At 64.9% G+C, this 16,381-nt stretch carries 13 protein-coding genes; 8 read left to right on the top strand and 5 right to left on the bottom strand.

Annotated elements, in window-relative coordinates; genetic code table 11:
- Positions 1 to 56 precede the first annotated feature (56 nt).
- A complete protein-coding gene (locus AC1HIY_RS05245; RefSeq protein WP_479575661.1) occupies positions 57 to 659 on the top strand; it encodes a YceI family protein in 603 nt (200 codons plus the stop codon).
- 5 nt (positions 660 to 664) lie between these two features.
- Here AC1HIY_RS05245 and AC1HIY_RS05250 read toward each other — a convergent pair whose 3' ends face one another.
- From AC1HIY_RS05250 to trhA, 4 genes are all read right to left on the bottom strand, one after another.
- Positions 665 to 2,026 (bottom strand): sodium-dependent transporter, encoded by a 1,362-nt coding sequence (locus tag AC1HIY_RS05250; RefSeq protein ID WP_479575662.1) that lies wholly within the window; start codon positions 2,024 to 2,026, stop codon positions 665 to 667.
- 32 nt (positions 2,027 to 2,058) lie between these two features.
- Entirely contained in the window at positions 2,059 to 3,261 is a 1,203-nt protein-coding gene (locus AC1HIY_RS05255) for an aminotransferase class V-fold PLP-dependent enzyme (RefSeq protein WP_479575663.1), read from the bottom strand.
- A gap of 121 nt (positions 3,262 to 3,382) precedes the next feature.
- Complete coding sequence (locus tag AC1HIY_RS05260; protein ID WP_479575664.1) at positions 3,383 to 4,660, bottom strand: FAD-dependent oxidoreductase; 1,278 nt, start codon at positions 4,658 to 4,660, stop codon at positions 3,383 to 3,385.
- Between the two features lie 157 nt (positions 4,661 to 4,817).
- On the bottom strand, positions 4,818 to 5,465 hold the full coding sequence (gene trhA / locus AC1HIY_RS05265; RefSeq protein ID WP_479575665.1) for a PAQR family membrane homeostasis protein TrhA: 648 nt from the start codon (positions 5,463 to 5,465) through the stop codon (positions 4,818 to 4,820).
- A gap of 115 nt (positions 5,466 to 5,580) precedes the next feature.
- Between trhA and AC1HIY_RS05270 the strand changes: the two genes are divergently transcribed.
- The 4 genes from AC1HIY_RS05270 to AC1HIY_RS05285 all read left to right on the top strand — a co-directional run bounded on the left by AC1HIY_RS05270 (position 5,581) and on the right by AC1HIY_RS05285 (position 11,967).
- Positions 5,581 to 6,774: an ArsA family ATPase gene (locus AC1HIY_RS05270; RefSeq protein WP_479575666.1), complete on the top strand. Its 1,194-nt coding sequence runs from the start codon at positions 5,581 to 5,583 to the stop codon at positions 6,772 to 6,774.
- 390 nt (positions 6,775 to 7,164) lie between these two features.
- Complete coding sequence (locus tag AC1HIY_RS05275; RefSeq protein ID WP_479575667.1) at positions 7,165 to 8,706, top strand: hydroxymethylglutaryl-CoA reductase; 1,542 nt, start codon at positions 7,165 to 7,167, stop codon at positions 8,704 to 8,706.
- A gap of 57 nt (positions 8,707 to 8,763) precedes the next feature.
- Positions 8,764 to 10,563 carry an AMP-dependent synthetase/ligase gene (locus AC1HIY_RS05280; protein WP_479575668.1) on the top strand — a complete coding sequence of 600 codons (1,800 nt, stop codon included), beginning with the start codon at positions 8,764 to 8,766 and terminating at the stop codon, positions 10,561 to 10,563.
- Positions 10,564 to 10,581: 18 nt separating this feature from the next.
- Positions 10,582 to 11,967 carry a WS/DGAT/MGAT family O-acyltransferase gene (locus AC1HIY_RS05285; RefSeq protein WP_479575669.1) on the top strand — a complete coding sequence of 462 codons (1,386 nt, stop codon included), beginning with the start codon at positions 10,582 to 10,584 and terminating at the stop codon, positions 11,965 to 11,967.
- Between the two features lie 82 nt (positions 11,968 to 12,049).
- Here the strand turns inward: AC1HIY_RS05285 and AC1HIY_RS05290 are convergent, their stop codons facing one another.
- A complete protein-coding gene (locus tag AC1HIY_RS05290; RefSeq protein WP_479575670.1) occupies positions 12,050 to 12,487 on the bottom strand; it encodes a hypothetical protein in 438 nt (145 codons plus the stop codon).
- A gap of 184 nt (positions 12,488 to 12,671) precedes the next feature.
- Between AC1HIY_RS05290 and AC1HIY_RS05295 the strand changes: the two genes are divergently transcribed.
- From AC1HIY_RS05295 to AC1HIY_RS05305, 3 genes are all read left to right on the top strand, one after another.
- Positions 12,672 to 14,459, top strand: coding sequence for an ABC1 kinase family protein (locus AC1HIY_RS05295; protein WP_479575671.1), 1,788 nt, complete (start codon positions 12,672 to 12,674; stop codon positions 14,457 to 14,459).
- 70 nt (positions 14,460 to 14,529) lie between these two features.
- On the top strand, positions 14,530 to 15,825 hold the full coding sequence (locus AC1HIY_RS05300; protein ID WP_479575672.1) for a 1-acyl-sn-glycerol-3-phosphate acyltransferase: 1,296 nt from the start codon (positions 14,530 to 14,532) through the stop codon (positions 15,823 to 15,825).
- A gap of 11 nt (positions 15,826 to 15,836) precedes the next feature.
- A complete protein-coding gene (locus tag AC1HIY_RS05305) occupies positions 15,837 to 16,379 on the top strand; it encodes a polyhydroxyalkanoic acid system family protein (RefSeq protein ID WP_479575673.1) in 543 nt (180 codons plus the stop codon).
- Positions 16,380 to 16,381: the final 2 nt, after the last annotated feature.

Genomic DNA, 16,381 nt, shown 5'->3' on the forward strand with positions numbered 1-16,381 from the left:
ACCTTCCTCCGTCCCTTCCGCCCTTTTCACGCACGGTATCCTCTCCCCAACGACCGATGAAGCTGCTTCTTTCCGCACTCGGCCTCCCCATGCTCCTCGCGCTTCTGCTGACGACTCCGGCTCACGCGCAGGACGTCCGCACGCTGACCCTTCAGCCCGAGAGCCGGCTATGGGTCGAAGGCACGTCGAACAAAAAGAAGGCCTGGCGGGCGAACGCCGGGGCAATGACGGGGTCGGCCACCGTCGGGGAGGATTCCGGGACGGCTCCGCAACTCGAGGGCGGGAGCCTCGCGATCGCGGCCGAGGAGATCACGGGCGACGTGGCGACGGGCAAGTTCATCATGAACCGGCTCATCCGCGAGGCGCTCAAGGTGAAGGAACACCCGGAGATCACCTACACGCTCGAGCGCGCCGAGGTCGTCGAGGAGGGAACGCCTTTCCGGCTTCGCACGACGGGCACGCTCACTCTCGCGGGCGTCTCGCGCCCCATCGAGATGACGCTCACGGGCGAACGCACCGAGGACGGCGGGCTTCATCTCACCGGAACGTATGCCCTTTCGATGCCCGACTTTGACATCAAGCCGCCGTCGATCCGCACGCTCGGCTATCACGTGGGGCGGGACGTCGTGGTGCACTTCGACCTCCTCTTTGCGCCGTAGCCCCCTCATCCCCCACCTGCAACGCCGAGCACCTCCGTCATCAGCCACCACACGCCGACGAGCGTGACCATCACCGGCACGATGAAGCGGAGCCAGAAATAGAGCGCCGTGTGCAAGGGCGTGCGGCCGCCCGCCGTCAGTTCCCGGAGCGCGTCGGCGCGGCGCATCACCCACGCCACGGTCACGACCGAGAGCAACGCCCCCAGCGTCTGCATCCCCGATCCGAAGGTCAGATCCCACAGGACGAACACCTTCATATTGACCATCGCCGGCAGGGCGAAGAGGAAGACGACGCCCGCCATGAGCCACACCGCCTTCGCACGTCCGAGGCGCGTGTTGTCCGTCAGCCCGGCCACGAGCACCTCGAAGGCGGCGACGTCGGAGAGAAAGGCCGCGCCGAAGAGCCCGGCGAAGAAGAGCAGCCCGAAGAAGCCGCCGGCGGGGATCTGAGCGAAGATTTTCGGGAGGGTGAAGAAGAGCAGCCCCGGCCCGCCGGATGGTTCGAGGCCGAAGGCGAAGACGGCGGGCATGATGGCCAGCCCCGCCATGAGGCCCGCCGCGAGGTCGCCCCCGGCAGTCCACGCCGCGTTGAAGGGCAGGTGATCGCTCCTGTTGAGGTACGAGCCGTAGACGACCATGTACGTCCCGCCGAGCGAGAGGGTGAAGATGGCTTGCCCGAGGGCGGCGAGCATCACCGCGCCGGTGAGCGCCTCCGGTTCGAACGCACCGAGGTACCACGCCACGCCCGCCTCCGCGCCCGGCAGCGTGACCGACCGGATGATGAGCACGACGAGGATGCCGAGGAGCGCGGGGACGATGAATTTGCTTGCCTTCTCGATGCCCGTGCGAAGCCCGCGCACGAGCACGAACGCGCACGCGAGAAGGACCACGCCGGTGCACGCCGTCTGAAGGAGAAAGGAGCGGAGATCGAACCCCGCATCCGGCGGGAGGATCGCCGGGGCGTCGAGGCCCGCCCCGAAGAGGGCCGCCGCCTCGCCGGCGGCATAGAAAAGCACCCATCCGAGGGCGTTCGTATAGTACGCCGTCGCCGCCGTGACGACGAAGAAGAAGAACCACCCCACGGCGCGCCCGAACGGGAGCCCCGCCTTCTCGAACGCGCCCACCGGTCCCCGCCGCGTCGCGCGCCCGAGCGTCCACTCGGCCATGAGGGCCGGGATGCCCACGAGCACGATGACGAGCACGTAGAAGAGGACGAACGGCGCGCCGCCGTACCGACCGACCATGTACGGGAAGCGCCACACGTTGCCCAGACCAATGGCCACGCCGATCATGGTCATGAGCAGTCCGAAACGGGACGAGAAGGTCTCCCGGCCCTCCGGGGCGGCATGGTGACGTGCAGGCTCCAAAGCGGCGTTCTTTTCCGGCGCGCGCAAACGGGTCATGCGCCGGGCGGTGAGGAAAGCGTCGTGAGGATCTCGGCGAGGGCGTCGAGGGCGGCGTCGATCTCCTCCGAGGTGTTGTAAAAATGCGGGGCGAGGCGGATGACCGAGCCGCGCGCCGAGGCCAGGATGCCCCGCGCCCGGAGGCGGGCCTCCACCTCGTGCGACGCCGCGCCACACACGAACGCCGTGGTCGGCGTTTTCTGCCGGGGGTCCGTCGGTCCGTCGAGGGTCAGCCCCCTTGCCCGCCCGCCCTCGACGAGCCGCCGCCCGAGCCCGCGCGTCCACGCCTCGATGCGCTCCGGCCCCACGTCGAGGATCGTCTCGATCCCGGCGCGCGCGATATAGGCATTGATCACGGGAGGCGTGCCGGTGTCGAACCGCCGGGCCGTCTCCGCCCAGTCGAGTGCGTTCACGCGGAAAGCGAAGGGGTCGGCGCGCCCGAACCAGCCCGTCACCGCCGGTTGGAGGCGTTCGAGGAGCCCGCGACGGACGTAGAGGAAGGCGATGCCCGCCGTGCCCATGAGAAACTTGAGCGCCCCGCACGCGAGCGCGTCGACGCCGAGCGCCTTCACGTCGATGGGGCACACGCCGAGCGACTGATAGGCATCCACATACAGAAGCGCGCCGTGGGCGTGGGCCCGCTCGGCGAGGGCGGCAAGGTCCTGTTTGAAGCCGTTCCGATAATAGGCGTGCGTGGCCGAGACGAGGAGCGTGCGGTCGTCGAGCACGGCGTCGTAATCTTCGAGCCTCACCGCTCCTTCGCGCACCGGTGTCCACGCGACCTCCGCGCCGTACTTCCGATGCGCCAGCCACACGTGCCCCACGGTCGGGAACTCCGCCTCCGTGACGACGACCTTCCGCCGCGGGCCGGTGAAGTCGAGCGCGCTCGCCAGGCTCGCCGTGGCCGCCGAGACGGACGTGGTGACGGCGACCTCATCCGGATCGGCGTGGATGAGACGGGCGAAGGCGGCCCGCGCGCGTTCCACTTCCGCCATCCACCGATCCCAGTCCATCCCGTCGCGACGCCACGATTCGAGATAGTTTTCCGCCGCCGCACGCGAGCGTTCGGTCTGCGGGGCCTGCGAGCAATGATTCAGCGGGATGTGCGAGCGAAGGATCGGTATCCGCCGCCGCCATGCTTCGAGGTCGGCAGGCATCGTCGCCGTGCCTTCGTCGAGGCCGTGATTCGAGGAGGCCATGCGCGCTCCGGTTGGTGCTTCGGGGCCGGGCGCATCCGGACGGGGCTATCCGGATCATGCCCGCCGGAAGGTACGAACCCGCGCGCTCACAGGCGAGGCGTTTGCGTCTCCCCGGGGCAGGTCAGGGAACCGCCACGCCGGACCGGACCTCGAGCCCCACCTGCCGGGCCAGCGCGGCAAGGTCCGCGCCCGATGCCGGGAGTGCCGAGAGGAGCCGCCCCGCATACGGACGGATCCAGGCCTCGGCGCTCGGTCCCGGTTCGAGCCCTCCTTCGAGGCCGAGCAGGAACCGCCACTCGGCGAGCCGCCCTTCGTCGTATTCCGCCAGCTTCTCGGACGACGCCTTGCCTTCGAGGACGTCCGCGAGCGAATTTCCGAGCTCCCACGCCTCGCGCAGGCCCACGTTCATGCTCTGAATGCCGACGGGCCCGGTCATGTGCGCCGCATCCCCGGCCAGCCACATCCTGTCTTTTCCAAAGGCCCCGGCCAGCCGCCGATCGAAACGCACGACCATGCGCCACCGGATCTCGTCGATGCTGCCGTCGAACCAGGGGGCCCGCTCGCGAAGGAACGACCGGAGCCGGTCCTCCGAGAGCACGGGATAGCGCGCCGCACCGATCTGCACTTCCACCCGGTCTTTCTCACGCGGCGGGAGCGGCTCCTTCCACTCCTTGAGCTGAAAGCTCCACCGACAATGTCCGTCCGGGAGCGGCCAGAGCACGCTCATCGTTTCCGGATCGAGCACGAGCCGCATCTCATCGCCGAGGTCGGCGTCCGACTTGAACTCGAAGACGGCGAAATACTCCGGTTCGGCCACCTCCGGAAAGTCAATGCCGAGCGTCCTCCGAACGAGTGACTGATGCCCGTCGGCCCCGATGACGAACGGCACGTCAAGGGTCCGGGATTTCAGCACGATCCACTCCGTATGGTCGATGGCATACCCGAAAGACGACTTTTCGAGATGATCGATCGTTGCCGCGACCTTTTTTTCCTCCGGCGTGAGCGTGACCACCTGATGGTTCCATCGCACGTTCACGCCCAGCTCATTCAGGGCTTGCTCGAAGAGGTTCTCCAGCGCATCCTGCCGCATGACGGCGATAAAGGAAAAATCGTCTCTGAGTTCGGAGATTTGCAGTTTGCCCCGGCGTTCGCCGCCTTCATAGAGCCCTACCGCGCGCACCCGGTACGCCTGCTCCAGAACGCGGGGAAGCAGACCGAGACGATCGAGCAGTTCGAGGGAACGCGGATGAAGCGCGAGGGCATAGCTGTGCGCGCCGGTTCGCCACTCCCGATCCACGATCGAGACGCGGATGCCGCGGCGGGCCAGCGTGAGCGCCGCCATCTGTCCCACCGGCCCCGCCCCGACGACGAGGACCTCGGGATATTCTCGATTAAACATGGGGACACCTCCAGATCATCTTGTTTGGACCACTGCTCCCAAGATGATCGATCCTCACGCCATATTTGACGGCGAACCCACGTATTCTGTTGTAAGGGAGTGACTTACAGGCGTCTCTTGAAGGGAAGGCTGCCGGCGCGCGAGCGCGGGCCGTCGCTCATTGCGGCAACACGTAGAGCGCCACGGAGAGGAAGTGAAACGCGCTTCCGGCTAGAACGAAGAGGTGCCAGACGGCATGATTGTACGGGAGACGGTTCCAGGCGTAGAAGATCACCCCGACGGTATACGACAGCCCCCCGGCGATAAGCAGATGAAGGCCCGTCGCCGGAAGCGATGCCGCGATGGGTTTGAGAAAAAAGACCGCGAGCCAGCCCATGAGCAGGTAATAAACCGTCGAGAACCACGGGTATCGACGGCGCGAGAAAATCTTGTACGCGATGCCCGAGAGCGCCATAGCCCAGACCAGGCCGAAGAGCGTCCATCCCAGCCCGCCGTGGAGCGTGACGAGGGTAAAGGGCGTATACGAGCCCGCGATCAAGAGATAGATGCCGACATGATCGAGCAGACGAAAAAATTGCTTGATGCGCGGAATACGGATGCCGTGATAGAGCGTCGAGGCCGTGTACAAAAATACGAGCGATCCGCCGAAGAGGACGGCGCTGAGGATGTGCAGCGCGTCGCCATAGTGAACGGCAAGCGCCACGAGCACGACGAGACCCGTCAGGCTCAAAAGGGCTCCGACGCCGTGCGTCAGGCTGTTGGCGATCTCTTCTCGATCGAGGTGCAACCAGGTTGGAAGGGGCATTCCCGTCTCCGTTGTCGAAATGATGATGGATTAGACCCGCACGCCTAACTTATGTTACGGCTCTATTCGTAATTCCTTAAGCCTTCGTCCCTCATCCCACCCGCGCCTCCCTCCCATGCCCGACCAGTCCCGATCTACCCGCATCCTGCTCTTCACCGGTAAGGGCGGCGTCGGCAAGACCACGTGCGCCGCCGCCACGGCGGTGCTCGCCGCGGAGAAAGGGTACAAGACGCTCATCCTCTCCACCGACCCCGCGCACAGCCTCGCCGACGCCTTCGACCATGCGCTCGGCCCCGAGCCGAAGCGGATACGGCCCCGCCTCTACGCACAGGAGGTGGACATGTACTATTCGATGAAAAAGTACTGGGGCAATATGCGCGAGCTGATGCTTCTCGTCTTCAAGTGGCAGGGCATCAATGAGATCGCCGCCGAAGAGATGGCCGCCCTCCCCGGCATGGGCGAGGCCTCCGCCATGCTCTGGCTCGACCTCTTCTACCACAGCGGCGACTACGACCTGATCATCGTCGACAGCGCGCCCACCGGCGAGACGCTCACGTTCCTCACCCTGCCGCAGGCGACCGAGTGGTGGCTCACCCGCGCCTTCCCGTTCCAGAAACTCGCCTTTCATACCGTCGGCTTTGCCGTGCGAAAAACCACCGGCATCCCGCTCGACAAAGGCTACGAGGAACTCCGGGCACTCTTCGAGCGGCTGAAGGTCATGCATGAGGTGCTGAGCGACCAGAACATCAGCTCCGTGCGCCTGGTGATGAACCCCGAGAAGATGGTGATCCGTGAAGCGCGGCGCGCCTACACCTACCTCCAGTTGTACGGCTACGGCGTCGACGCCGTTATCGTCAACCGGATCCTCCCCGAAGAAGCCGGGCAGGACGGCGGGTGGGAAAAGTACCTCGAAGCCCAGCGCGCGTACCTCGAAGAGATCGAAGGCAGCTTCTCACCCTTGCCGGTGTTTCGCGTGCCGCATCTCCGACAGGAGGTCTTCGGCTTCGAACTGCTCGAACGCATCGGCGCCACGCTCTACGGCGACCGCGACCCCGCCGCGATTTTCTATGAGGAACCAACCTTCAGGATGACCTCCGAGGACGGCGCCTATCTTCTGGAAATTCGCCTCCCCTTTCTCGAAGAAAAGGACGTCGCCACCCGGCGGTTCGGCGATCAACTGGTCGTGCAGGTAGGCAATCAGCGAAGAAACTATCTCTTGCCGAAGTTCCTCTCGTATTACCGCCTCGCCGGCTCACGCATCGAAGAAGGCTGGCTCCACGCCCGCTTCGTGCCCGAAGAAGAGTCCTGAGGTCGCTCGGACGCGCGTCTCTGCACGCGATGCCCGAGGGCGGATTGTTCGGGGGTTTGGGTGAGAACGCCCTGCCGAACCATGCCCTCGTGGCCATTGACGCAAACCGAAGGGCAAGCCTACGCTTCGTCGAGGGCCCCACGGTACAGTTGCCGGACGGGTTGCCGCCGGACGGTGATGCATCCCCGACGCTCGATACCCGCCGGCGCGCCTTTCGGACAGCATAGATTCTTCGACTCCGCCCCCGGGTTCCGGTCGGAAGGATGACCGCGTGGAACGTGAGCATTTATCATGAAAAAGAAGTATTCTCGAAAGGTCTCCGCATAAGTGATGCGACGTACTTATTTTCGCGCACCCCCGCCCACTAACCTCGCGATTCCTCCGACCGACATGCTGATACCGAGCCTGCTTCTCAAACAATTATACACCGTATCCAGCCTCGAAAACACTGATCACGGCGTCGTTTTCGCTCTCAAGAACCGTCTGAGTGACGCGCAACTGACCGGTGTGCTCGGGCTTCGCATCGACGGCAAAGAGGTCCCGCTCGACCGCGTCCACCTCGAACTCGACGACGGCACGACGCTCGACCCCGGGCAGATCTCGAAGAAGACGCCCGTCCCCTTCCCGCTTCGAAAGATCGTCCGGGTGGTGGCCGAGATTCCCCCGCTCGAGCTCGGGAAGCATTCTTTGGAGCTGACCTTCACGAGCAAGCCCTTCGGAAAAATGACGCTGAAGGTGGAGGACTCCATCGCCCGGGAAACGAACAAGCGCCCGAAGATCCCCCGCGACGAACGCGACGACTATTCGGACGAGATCATCCGGAAACGGCAGGCATTCATCGAATCGTTCAGCGGGCATCGCCTTCAGCACATCAACCACTATTCCTTCGACCCGCACGTCACGAAGGGCAACATCGAGAACTTCGTCGGCGTGGCGCAGGTCCCACTCGGTATCGCAGGACCGATCGTCCTCAACGGCGAGCACGCGCAGGGCGAATTCATCGTCCCGATGGCGACGACCGAGGGCACGCTGGTCGCCTCGTACAACCGGGGCATCAAGGTGCTCAACCTGAGCGGCGGCGTGCGCACGACGGTCGTCGGGGACGCCATGCAACGCGCGCCGGTCTTCATTTTCGACAACGCCCGAGAAGGCCGCGACTTCGCCGCGTGGGTGCAGGAGAACATCGACAAGATCCGCGAGGAGGCCGAAGCCACGTCGAGCGTCGCCAAGTTGCAGTACATCGACACGTACCTCTCGAACCGCTTCGTCTTTCTCCGATTCAACTACTCGACGGGCGATGCGGCGGGACAAAACATGGTCGGGCGCGCCACGTTCGCCGCCTGCAGCTGGATCCTCGACCGGTATCCCGGCATCGTCAAGTTCTACCTCGAGTCCAACTTCGCCACGGACAAGAAAGGCTCACAGATCAACATCATGCGCACGCGCGGCAAGCGCGTCACGGCCGAGGCGGTGCTCAAGCGGGAAGTGCTCATTCAGCACATGCGCGTGGAGCCGGAGAGCCTGTTTTACCACAACCACGTCTCGACCATCGGGGCGTTCCTCTCGGGGGCGAACAACAACGGCGCGCATTCCCCGAACGCCATCACCGCCATCTTCATCGCCACCGGGCAGGACGTGGCGAACGTGGCGGAGTCCTCGGCGGGCATCATGTACACCGAGATGACGCCGGAGGGCGACCTCTACATCTCGCTCACGATCCCCTCCCTCATCGTCGCCACGTACGGCGGCGGCACGGGCCTGCCGACGCAACGGGAATGCCTCGAGCTCATGGACTGCTACGGCAAGGGCAAGGTCCGGAAGTTTGCCGAGATCGTAGCCGGGGTGGCGCTCGCAGGCGAAGTCTCCCTCGGCGCAGCCATCTCGGCGCTCGACTGGGTCTCCAGCCACGAGGCCTACGGGCGCAACCGCTGACCTCCCCCGTGCGCTTTGCCCCGCCACCGCCGAAGCGTTTTCCATTGTGTTGTTTGTATGAACCAACCTCGAGAACGAAAAATGTTCGGCGACAAGACGGTGCTCGACCTCGTGGATGCGGGTCTGCAAAAGAACACGACCGGCGTCTCCCTGGCCACCAAACGCGAAGGGGAATGGCGCACGACTGCCACGGAAGCCTTCAGGGAAAACGTGCGCCGGTTCGCCCTCGGCCTGTATGACCTCGGCATCCGGAAAGGCGATCGCGTGGCGATCCATTCGGAGAACAGCGCCGAGTGGATCATCGCAGATCAGGCCATCCTCTCGCTCGGCGCGGTCAACGTTCCGATCTACACGACGCAGCCGCCCGACCAGATCCGGTACATCCTCGAGAACGCCGAAGCCCGCATCTACATCGTCTCGACGGAAGCGCTCTTCTCGGGGATCGCTCCGCATCTCGACGAGGTGACGTCGCTCCTCCACACCATCGGCATCCGGGGCGTCTTCCACCCGGAGATGCTCGCCTTCGAGGCCGTCCTCGAGCGCGGCGCGGCCCTCGACGCCCGCGAGCCGGAGCGCTTCGAGAACCTCCGCGCCGCCGTCACGCCGGACGACCTCGCCTCGTTCGTGTACACCTCGGGCACCACCGGCGTCCCCAAAGGGGTCATGCTCACACACCGGAACTTCGCCTCGAACGTGCTCGCGAGCATCGAGCGCGCCCCCTTCGACATCGAAGGGCTGCGCGGGGCGAACGTGCTCTCGTACCTCCCGCTCTCGCACTCGTTCGAGCGCATGGTCTCGTACCTGTATCTCTACATCGGCTACCCGATCTGGTTCATCGAGAACCACCGGGAGATCCTTGACGACTGCAAAACCGTCAAGCCCGTGCACTTCACGACCGTGCCGCGCCTGCTCGAAAAGGTGTACTCGGGCATACACGAGCGCGCGGCGTCCGCCAAAGGGCTCACCGGCGCGCTCATGCGGTGGGCCGTCCGCCTCGCCGATGCGTACGATGTGCGCGAAGGCGCCGAACGCCGCCAATCCTGGGCCTTTCGCCTGGCCGACCGCGCCGTCTACTCGCGCCTCCGGATGATCTTCGGCGGCCGTCTCGTCGCGATCACGAGCGGAGGCGCGGCCCTCGCACCCGAGATCATGAACTTCATGAACGCCATCGGCATCGTGTGCGGGCAGGGCTACGGGCTGACGGAGACCTCGCCCGTCATCGCCGTATACGATCCGAACGATCTCCGCGCCGGCTCCGTCGGAAAGCCGATCGCCGGCGTCGAGGTGCGGCTCGACGAAGACGGCGAGATCCTCGTGCGCGGCCCCAACGTGATGAAGGGCTACTTCAAGCTCCCCGAGGCCACCCGTGAGGTTTTCACTGAAGACGGATGGTTCCGCACGGGCGACATCGGACGCTTCGACGAGGACGGCTTCCTCTATATCACCGACCGGAAGAAAGCGCTCATGAAGCTCTCCACGGGCAAATACGTTGCCCCGCAGAACGTGGAGATGCGCCTCGGGTCCCGGACGTTTATCGAACAGGCGATGGTCATCGGGAACGATCGGAAGTTTTGCTCGGCCCTCATCGTGCCCGACTATGAGGCCATCCGGAGGCAATACGGGGAAGAGGCGACCGAGGAGTTCATCCACGACCTGATCCGGAAGGAAGTCGAGCGCGTCAACCGGGAACTGCCGCCGTGGGAGCAGGTGAAGAAGTTTGCCGTGCTCGACCGGCCCTTCACCATCGACTCGGGCGAGATCACACCGACGCTCAAGCTCAAGCGCCGGGTCATCCTCGAAAACCATCGCGAAACCATCGAGGCTCTGTACCAAGAAGCCGCACGCGCACGCGTCTGACCGAAAAACGCAAGACCCATGTCGAAAAAGGAGCCGCTCTCGAATATCGACACCGCCTGGCTGCGGATGGATCATCCGACGAACCTCATGATGATCACCGGCGTCATGATGTTTGCCGAGCCGATCCCCTACGAGCGATTCAAGACGACCCTCGAAGAGCGTTTCCTCCGCTTCGACCGCTTCCGTCAGTGCGTCCGCGACCGGTCGGGCACGCCGTACTGGGAAGACGACCCTTACTTCGACATCGAAAACCACGTGCACCGCGTCGCCCTCCCGGCCCCCGGCGATCAGCGCGCCCTTCAGGAATACGTCAGCGACCTGATGGGACAGTCGCTCGATTTTTCGAAGCCGCTGTGGGACATGCACCTCGTCGAGAATTACGGGGAGGGATGCGCCGTCATCACGCGCATCCACCATTGCATCGCCGACGGGATGGCCCTCGTCCGGGTGCTCCTCGAGATGACCGACGAGTCGCGCAAGGGCCGGAGGCGGAGCCCCCGGAGAGAAGACGAGCATCCGGGACCGGTCACGAAATTGCTCAAACCCGCCGAGAAACTCTTCCGCACGACGCTCAGAGCCACGGAGGCCGTGCTCCACGAAGGCATGAACCTGGTCTTCCGTCCTTCCCACCTCCTGACGCGCGCGCGTCAGGGCCTCGACCTCGCCTCCGTCGTCGCGAAACTTCTGCTGCAGGGATCGGATTCCGACACGATCTTGAAGGGAGAACTGGGCGTACGCAAGCGCGCCGCATGGTCGCAGCCCATCCCGCTTCCGGTCGTCAAACACATCGGCAAGAAGATGGGAGGCACCATCAACGACGTGCTCCTGACCGCCGTGGCGGGCGCGCTTCGCCGCTACCTCGAAGCCCACGCTCAGCCCGTAGACGACGTGGAGATCCGCGCTATCGTACCGGTCAACCTTCGCCCGCTCGACGAACCGATCACGCTCGGAAACAAGTTCGGCCTCGTCTTCCTGACGCTCCCGGTGTTCCTCGAGGATCCGCTGGAACGACTCCGGGAAGTGCACCGGCGCATGGAGGCAATCAAGGGATCGATGGAGGCGGTCGTGGCGCTCGGGGTGCTCCACGGCATCGGCATGGCGCCGAAAGAGATCGAAAAGCTGGTCATCAAGCTCTTCAGCAAGATGGGCTCCGCGGTGATGACGAACGTGCCCGGCCCCCGCAACCAGCTCTACTTTGCCGGTTCACCGCTCACGCACATTATGTTCTGGGTCCCCCGCGCCGGCTCGGTGGCCCTCGGCGTAAGCATCCTGAGCTACAACGGCGAGGTGCTCCTCGGCTTCGCCACGGACACCCGCGTCGTTCCCGACCCGAACCTGCTCACGGCCGCTTTCCACGAAGAGTTCGACGCCCTGACCGCCCGCTTCGACGAAGTGGGGTCGTGACCACAACCCCGCAGAGGGTTGGAGGCAACGAGCGCCCTGGCGCCCGCCACGACCGGCGTGGACCTTCCGTATCCGCCCACGCTCAATACGTCTTCTCGATCGAGGCCGAGATCTCACTCATGGCGTTGAAAATATTCATCCTGAGCATGATCTTCAGCCGGGGTCCTTCGATCTTATAGTCGGGCGAAGAGAGCGCGCCGAGGGCCGTCATCTCCCCTTTGTCGAGCTTCACCCACACGTGATAGGGCGCGGTGGCGCGTGCGAACATCGTGTCCCGGTCGAAGGGCGCGTCGCGGATCTCCGGGGCAGGCGCGTCGCCGAGGTCGATCTTCACGCTCACGTATCCTTCGTCGAACGTATACGCGGCGGCGATGTCTTTCCCGTCGGGGTCGTCGAGGCATCGAAAAACGATGGTGTCCGAAAAATCGCTGACGATTTTTTGAAAGGCGCGGTCATGATTCATCGCATCGACGAAGCGCTCGATGAAGGCGGGCGTCCAGAATCGGGGCGGAGCAGGCATGAGGGCGTATGGGTTCGTTTCGGGGAGGAGGAAAAGTAGCGTCCGCCCTCCCGCCAGTCAAGCGCCTGCCGGCATGCCTTTCACGGTCGCGGAAAACGCTAACGCGCGGAAGGCGTATATTAGCGCTCGCCCGAGACTCCTTTCCCCGATGCCCGATTCGCGTTCGTCCCCGAGGTCCACGCCCATGCCGGAGCGTCCGCTCTCCCATACGCCCGCTCCTCCCGTAGCCGATGCGTCCGCCGGGGCTTCGGAAGCGTCGGAGGCCGACGAGCGGTCTCAGCCCGGCAGGAACGGAGCGGCGAGCGCGCCCGAACGCCGGACCGGCGCCCCGCGCGCGTTCACGTTCAATCCCCTCGCGCCGTACCGGGGAGTCGTGCGCCGCTTCTTTCAGGTGTACCGCCACACCTTCGGGCTGCTCATCGGCGCGAACGTCGCGTACGTGCGCGCGCTGCCGCCCCATCGGAGGCGGGGGCTCCGGTCCCTCCTGCCGAGGGTGAGCGCCTTCCTCCTCCGCCCCTTCGTCCGCCGCGACGTCGTCGACTTGCCGTTCCCGAAACAGCTTCGGCGACGGCTCGAAATGCTCGGCCCCACCTTCGTCAAGTTCGGGCAGATCATGGCCATCCGCGAGGACCTGCTCCCGCGCCCGATCACGGACGAACTCCAGAACCTGTTCGATCGGCTCCCGAGCGTTCCCTTCGAACAGGTGCGCGGGATCATCGAGGAAAGCCTCCAGCGCCCGCTCGAAACGCTCTATGCCGAGGTGTCGGAGGACCCGCTCGGCTCGGCATCCATCGCGCAGGTGCATCGGGCGCGCCTCCGCACCGGCGAGAAGGTGGTCATCAAGGTGATCAAGCCCGGCATCCGCGAAATGATCCGATCCGACCTGACGCTCCTCCGGCTCGTCGGGCGCTTTCTCCAGTGGATCTTCCCGAGGTATCAGATCCGCCAGATCGTCGAGGAATTTGCCGCATACACCATCAAAGAGATCGACTTCACGTACGAGGCGGACCACGCCGAGATGTTTGCCGCCAACTTCCACGAGACTCCGGACATCGTCTTCCCCGAGGTCTACCGGAGCCTGAGCACGGAGGACGTGCTCACGATGTCGTTCCTCGAAGGCTTCAAGCCCGGTTCTCCGCCCACCTTCGCACTCTCGAACGAGGAACGCGCACGCATTATCGACCTCGGCTCGCTGGCCATCATCCGAATGCTCTACAAAGACGGCTTCTTCCACGCCGACCTCCACGCGGGCAACCTGATGATCCTCCCCGGCAGCCCCATCCGCCTCGGTTTCATCGACCTCGGCATGGTGGGGCGCTTCGAAGAGGCTACGCGGCGGCGGATGCTCTACTATTTCCACGCCCTCGTCACCGGAGACGTGAGCACGGCCACGCGGCACCTCGCCGAGATGGCGCGTGTCGGTCCCGGCGGCGACCCGCAGGGCTTCCGGCGCGCCGTGGCGGATATGTCCCGGCGGTTCATCATCCACAGCACCTCCGGTGATTTCAGCATCGCTCAGATGATCCTCGAATCGATCAACTTCGGCGTGAAGTACCGGGTGTATTTCCCCGTGGAGATGACGCTCATGGTGAAAGCGCTCGTGACGTTCGAAGGCGTCGGGCGGCTGCTCGACCCGAACCTCGACGTGGCCGAGGCCTCCCGGAAACACGTCTCCCACATCTTTCGTGAGCAGTTCGGCCCGCGAGCGCTCGCACAGGCGCTCATCCGTAGCTCGCCGGAGATGATCGATCTTGCCGTGCAGTTGCCGCAACTCCTCTCGGCGAGCTTCCGGCATGCGGAACAGCGCCTCGACGGAACCCCGGAGAGAGACCCGCTCGCCGGGCTTCGGGGAAGCATCCTCGCCGGCGCGTGCATCATCGCCGGGGTGATGGCTTCGGTGCTCGGCGGCCCGTGGTTCCTCTGGTCCGGCCTGTTCGCGCTCGCCCTGATTTTGATTTTTTTCGGGAAATGAGCGCGTGCTTCGATCCGGTCGCCCGGCGGTGATGCCCGGGCGCTCCCCCATCCCGTCCATCCACTCCGCCATGGAAAAAAAACCGGCTCCCCCCCTTCACCTCGACCTGCACGAGGACGTGGTCGACCTCGAAACGCAGTTCTCCCCCTGCGACCCGCCCGGTCCGGACGCCCCCGACCCGCACTTGCCCGAACGCGACGGCTATCGCGAACCCTCCGATCCGATCGACTGGCCGTACCTCGAAAGCCTGCGCGACGCTTTCCTCGACGATTTCGTGTTCAAATATTTTCGGGCGGAGCTCATCGGTGCGGAAAAGCTTCCGAAAGAAGGGCCGATCATCGTCGCTCCGAATCACAGCGGCAACGCCTTCCCCCACGACGCGATGGTGCTCGACGCGCTCCTCTGGCGGCATCAGGGCTACACGAAAGCGGCCAAGTTCCGCTCCGTCTATACGCCGAAGTTGACCGCCGTGTGGTGGATGCGCCCGTACGGCCTCGACAACTGGTGGCGGCGCATGGGAGGTGTGGACATGACCTTCGCCAACTTCGACCGGCTCCTCGAAGGCAAAAAGAAAGTCATCTATTATCCCGAGGGCGTCGCCGGCATCGGCAAGGGGTTTCTCCGGCGATATCGGCTCCAGCATTTCCATTCGAGCTTCACCGTCCTCGCGGCAAGGCATCACGCTCCGATTTTCCCGGTGAGCATCGTCAATGCCGAGTGGATCAACCCGACGAGCATCACCTTCCCCGCACTCAACAGGCTCGTCGCCCGGCTCTTCGGCCTTCCCTTTTTCCCCGTGCCTATCGTCTTCCTCGCCTTGCTCTTCCCGTTCATCTTCTACCTCGCCTTCCCGGCGCGGATATTCGTATGCATCGGCGACCCGATCGACGTGCGGGAGTTGCTCCGGGAGGCCGGCGAAGACCCGGACACCCCCTCGCGAGAAGCCTTTCGCCGCATCGCCGAGGAGATCCGCAGCCGGGCCCAGCGCAATCTCGACGCCGCCGTGGCCCGGTACGGGAAGAAGCCGTACGATCCGAAGAGCTTCGTTCGCGCCATGCGTTCCATTCGAGGCCGCATCTTTCGCGCGACGCCGCTCGGATGGCCGTTCACGTTCCTCCAGCACGAGCGTGACCGGAAGCGTGCACCGGCCCGGAACCGGCTTCACGCCTTCGTCCGCGACCTCGACATCCTTGCGTTCTATCTCCCGCTCGGATGGCTTCCGATAGCCCTGCTTCGCCGCCTCCGAAAACCGCCCTGTGGCTACCGGGGCCTCTCGAAAAAGGAACGCCTCGAACGGGAAGGGAGTTATCTATGGTCCCTCGAAACGCATCCCCTCCCCGGACCCTCCCGGACCACCCAACCCTGAGGCCCGCAACCATGGCGATCCATCTCGAACGCCCACACCATCTCGACAGGGAAGCCGCCCGCGAACAAGTCGCGGAGGTGGTAGAAGAGATTGCGCCCCTGATCAAAGCGAAATACCACTGGGAAGGCGACCGGCTGGCGTTTCGCGGGCGGGGCGTGCGAGGCGCGATCGAGGTGGACGACGACGCCGTCCGGGTGGAGGTGGTGCGCAGTCCACTGCTTCCGGTCTCCGAGCGATGGCTGCGCACTCAGATCGAGGAACGGCTCGAGGCGCATTTTCCCGAGCCTTCCGACGCGCCGAAAGATGCGCCCTCCCCGGAGACGAGCCCCCCTCCCGCGCCCTCCGACGAGCCTGCCCCCTCCCACACACCGGCTGGATCGGACGGGCCCGGCTCCGGTGGCTCTTCCGTGAAGCGCCTCCATTCCCCCCTCACGGACCTCGCCGGGGAGACGGCACAAAATGCCCTGCGCATTGCCTCACTCGCCTCGAAGGCATCCTTCCACATCGCCCGGGAAATCCTCCGTGCCGGCGACGAGCCGGACCCGGAAGCCTGACA

This window comes from Rhodocaloribacter sp., assembly GCF_056451265.1.